The sequence below is a fragment of the Rhizobium sp. ARZ01 genome (assembly GCF_014851675.1).
In the GTDB taxonomy this organism is placed as follows: domain Bacteria; phylum Pseudomonadota; class Alphaproteobacteria; order Rhizobiales; family Rhizobiaceae; genus Mycoplana.
The window spans coordinates 1-476 of sequence record NZ_JACVAE010000010.1 but is presented as its reverse complement, the minus strand read 5'-3'; the positions used below and the strand labels follow the sequence as shown (position 1 = coordinate 476).

Genomic DNA, 476 nt, shown 5'->3' with positions numbered 1-476 from the left:
GTCCCGTACCCAGGAGCTGCAGGCCGAGCGCAACGCTCGCTCCAAGTCCATCGGTGAGGCGGCCCGTCGTGGTGAAGATGTGGCCCCGCTCAAGGCCGAGGTGACCAAGATCAACGACGAGCTGGAGACCAGCAAGGTCGAACTCGAGTCCCTGCTGACCGAGATCAAGGCCATCTCCGACGCCATCCCCAACCTGCCAAGCGAGACCACCCCGGTGGGCCGTGACGAGAACGATAACGTGGAAGTGCGCCGCTGGGGCACCCCGCGCGCGTTCGACTTCCCGGTACGCGATCACATCGATCTCGGTGAAGCGGCCAAGGGCGTGGATTTCAAGAACGGCGTCAAGCTCGCCGGTGCCCGCTTCGTGGTGATGAAGGGGCAGATCGCCCGCCTGCACCGCGCCCTGGCGCAGTTCATGCTGGACCTGCACACCCTGCAGCACGGCTACACCGAATGCTACGTGCCCTATCTGGTGA

General features: G+C 64.9%; 1 pseudogene. It reads left to right on the top strand.

Annotation, left to right across the window (positions count from 1 at the left end):
* Window positions 1-476, top strand: a pseudogene (locus IB238_RS24285) (serine--tRNA ligase); the annotation flags it as partial.